The organism is Synechococcus sp. Cruz CV12-2-Slac-r, assembly GCF_024346075.1.
Classification (GTDB): Bacteria; Cyanobacteriota; Cyanobacteriia; order PCC-6307; family Cyanobiaceae; genus Synechococcus_D.
The window spans coordinates 1-3,615 of record NZ_JAGQEK010000158.1 but is presented as its reverse complement, the minus strand read 5'-3'; the positions used below and the strand labels follow the sequence as shown (position 1 = coordinate 3,615).

The 3,615-nt window shown below is 51.2% G+C and carries 4 protein-coding genes and 1 pseudogene; 3 read left to right on the top strand and 2 right to left on the bottom strand.

Annotated features, from left to right (window positions below; all coding sequences use genetic code 11):
• Nucleotides 1-651 (top strand): annotated as a pseudogene (locus tag KB557_RS09785) (hypothetical protein); the annotation flags it as partial.
• Nucleotides 648-1,439, top strand: a complete 792-nt coding sequence (cobA, locus tag KB557_RS09780) for a uroporphyrinogen-III C-methyltransferase (protein WP_255133731.1) — start codon at nt 648-650, stop codon at nt 1,437-1,439. The pseudogene KB557_RS09785 and the gene cobA, both read left to right, overlap by 4 nt.
• A 6-nt stretch (nt 1,440-1,445) precedes the next feature.
• Here the strand turns inward: cobA and KB557_RS09775 are convergent, their stop codons facing one another.
• Entirely contained in the window at nt 1,446-2,066 is a 621-nt protein-coding gene (locus tag KB557_RS09775; RefSeq protein WP_255133727.1) for an alpha-ketoglutarate-dependent dioxygenase AlkB, read from the bottom strand.
• A 195-nt stretch (nt 2,067-2,261) separates the two neighbouring features.
• On the opposite strand from KB557_RS09775, the gene KB557_RS09770 reads away from it, so the two are divergent.
• Nucleotides 2,262-2,738: a redox protein gene (locus tag KB557_RS09770; protein ID WP_255133729.1), complete on the top strand. Its 477-nt coding sequence runs from the start codon at nt 2,262-2,264 to the stop codon at nt 2,736-2,738.
• Here the strand turns inward: KB557_RS09770 and KB557_RS09765 are convergent.
• The coding region (locus KB557_RS09765) for a transglutaminase family protein (RefSeq protein WP_255133725.1) at nt 2,739-3,615 on the bottom strand (877 nt) is incomplete at its 5' end.

Genomic DNA, 3,615 nt, shown 5'->3' with positions numbered 1-3,615 from the left:
CGCGCGGCGGCAACCCCAACAGATTTGTTGCTTGTGCTCCATGGCCGGGCTGGTGGTTCGATTCCGGCTGAAATTGATCAACTAGCTGCTGAATTACAGACAGCAAGGGGAGGACGGGTGTTTTTGCAGGCGTTAACCGATGAGCAGGCCCCAATGCAGGCCCTCAATTTTCCGCCAGCCCCAATCACTTTGGTGCCCTTATTTCAATTGCCTGGTCAGCATGTTCAATTTGATGTGCCCGCCATTGCAGCCCATTGGCGCAGCCATGGCTGGCCGCTGCGGCGCCTGCCTTTTCTTGGGGCATGGCCCCTTTGGCAGCAGGCGATTGGTTCGGCATTGCAGGCGGCACGAACTGAGGGCTTAAGGCCCCTATTGCTGCATCACCCCCTTAGCGGCAGCCTGGCTTTTCGGTATGTGCAACTGCTAGAGCAGCGATTTGAGGCACCCTGCCAGCCTTGGTGTGAGCCTGCCCAGCTCTACATTGATCCCACTGAACCCCAGCTGCTTGTGCCCCTGGCCATTGCAGCAAATCAAATCAGCGCTGCTTTGCATGCAACAGACTGGCCAGCTGCTGTGCAGCTTTGGCCGCCCCTTTTGCAACAACAGCATTTTTATTCCTCACTGCTGAAGCAGTTGGTTTCCCTGCCATGACTACTGCACCACCCGTTGGCATTGTTTATTTGGTGGGTGCAGGCCCAGGTGATCCTGAATTATTAACGCTACGGGCCCATCGGCTACTGCAACGTTGTGATGCCTTAGTGCACGACTCCCTTGTGCCGCTGGAATTACTAGAACTGGTGCCTGCAACATGTGCTTTGCATTGCGTTGGCAAGCGGCGCGGATTCCATTCCGTACCGCAACCGAGCACTAACGCCTTAATGGTGCAACTTGCCGCTACGCACCGCTGTGTGGTGCGGCTTAAAGGCGGTGATCCCTTTTTGTTTGGTCGTGGAGCAGAAGAAGCGGCATATCTTGTGAGCAAAGGGGTGCCGGTTGAGGTGGTACCCGGGATCACAGCCGGTATTGCGGCTCCTGCCTATGTGGGGATACCAGTTACCCATCGCAAAGCAGGTTCCTCCGTTACTTTTGTGACCGGTCATGAGGAAATTGATAAAGCTCGCCCCGGTGTTGATTGGCGCGGATTAGCTCGCAGTAGTGATGGCCTTGTTATTTATATGGGTTTGCATAATTTGCAACATATCTGCGATGAATTACAGGCCGGTGGTTTAGCTCCCACCACCCCAGCAGCAATCATTCAGCAAGGCAGTGTGAATGGCCAAAAACAACTAATCGCCAGTTTGGAAGATCTTGCTAGCGCGGCGGCAGAACAAAATTTTGGTGCACCTTCAATTGTGGTTATTGGTGAAGTGGTATCCCAGCGGGTGCCGGCCTGCGCGCCAATGCCTGCGCCGGTAACGATGCCGCAACAATTGGTTTAATTTTTCTTATTTTTTTACTACGCGAAAAGTGAGATTTAGGCGTGCTTCTTTTACACGTAAGCGGCGAGGTATTGCATGCAACCAATGTTGTTGGGTGGGGTAATCCATTATTAACAAATCGCCGTGATTTAGTTCTATGTTGATCGTTTTTTGGCTGCCGGGCTCGCAACAACGGGCTTTTGGTTTAAATCGAAATGTACGGCTGGCCCCAAGGCTGAGGGAGGCGATTGCTGCAAGTGGATCTAGTTCCGCTTCATCGTCTGCATGCCAACCCATGGCATCAGTGCCATTGCGGTAGTAGTTAAGCAGCAGAGAATTAAAGGGGCTGCCAGTAGCAGTAATGATCTGCTGGCGGATCGCTGTAATTATTGGCGACCAGGATTCAATTATGTTTTCTAAATTTGAATAGCGATAGCTGCAGCCTGGATCCGCCATCCAGCAGGTGAGCCTTGGCAAGAGATGGCGGCGTCCAAATAATTCGATCTGTTCCTGTTTCCAGGGCACTTCTGTAATTAGTTGCTCGAGCCAGTAGTTGGCAGTAGCCCTGGGAGCCCAACCAGGCCAATGCCGCAAATTAGGAGCTGATGAATCTGGCAAGGTAATCAACGCCACCACAGCTAACACCATAAAAAAGGCGACCCCAGATAGAGCCGCCTGCTTTTCCCATGCCCCAGCCTTCTCAGGCTGGATGCATAGTTTGCGCTTAGCAAGCCATGGCTGTGGTGCTTAAAAGCACTAAATCCGTAACAATGCACCCAACAGGTTTTGGATTTATTTGGCTTACTGGCATCAACTTGATTAGTTGCCATGGCTACTGCACCAATGTTTGAGCTAGTGCCCTATGAACGCTTTCGCGATACTCCAGCAGTACGTTTTTTTGATATCACTGTTAATGCTTCCAATGCCCGCGATTTAGTAATCCATAGCGGCCCTGCTGTGAGCCCACCGGATGAAGAGAAAACCGGTGCTTGGCAATTTTATTTGCATCCGCATCAGGAAGATAATTTACTAGCAGTGCACGGCGGGCGTACTTTTTATCTAGTAAACCTTGGTTGGAATTATCCATATCACATTGTTCGTTTAGATACCGGCGGCGATATATTGCGCATCCCACCGGGTACTTTTCATCGCTCAGTTTCAGATGCAGATGGATCAGTGGTACTCAATCAGGCTGTTCGCGAGCAAGGAGCTGTTGTGGCAAGGGAATTTCGCGTTTATAATAGCCGCAAGATTCCTCGTTTGTTTGCTACTACCTTTAAAAGTGCACCTCTACCAAAGCTCCATGGAGTTAGCTGGTAGTTATGTGGGGAGCCGTAGATCTACACATAGCTCATCTGGTTGCCAACTTACTAACGGTTGCTGATTTATCTGATGGGCCGTTTGCACTGTTTGAAATGGTTGATCTAATTCCTGCCACTGAAAACTAACTATCTGGGCATCGTTTTCAATATCAAGGCAGAGGGGCCAATGGCTTGGCAGGCTTGGGTGCAGGCAGGGAAATAAACGCCCTTGGCGCAACCTGGCCCCCAGCACAGCATCTTTAAGGGCTAATTTTCTTCCCTGCAGCCGAAGTTGATAGTTTTGGCGAAATGCTTCGTTTGTGCAAATTTCGATTCTTTGCAAAGAGGTATCTACAAAACGGCTCGTAATTGCCCCCAGTTCAGGCATATCTGATAACAGCGGCCATGGCTCAAGGGCACGGCGCAGCACTAATTCCGCCTCCCCTGCGCTCCAATGCAACAACACTGGGAATCGCCACTGCCATAGCTGGCGGTAATAAGCGGTATCAAGCTCTAAACCCTGGCGATTTAATTGCTGCAATATCTGTTCAAAATCACTCCAAAGCAGGCTTGGCAGTAGGTGGCGATCATGTAAGCAACCGCCATGGTTAATTACACCAATGGGCCGTTGCTGGGGTTCCAGCAGCAGTGCCCCTAAACAACTCCAGAGCAGGGCTACCGCCGCCATCCATTCAGCTTTTGGCAGGGTTTCAATAGCGCGAAATTCCACCAACCCTTGGCAGCCGGCCAGGGAGCCAGGATTCCAAAACTTATCGAAGCTGATTTCACTGCGGTGGGGGTTACCACTGCGATCTACCTGTAGATGACGCATGGTTTCAGCTATCGCTTGGCGTTGGTCGCCAGCTGGTAGTTGCTCTAAGGCAAACAGTGCCATT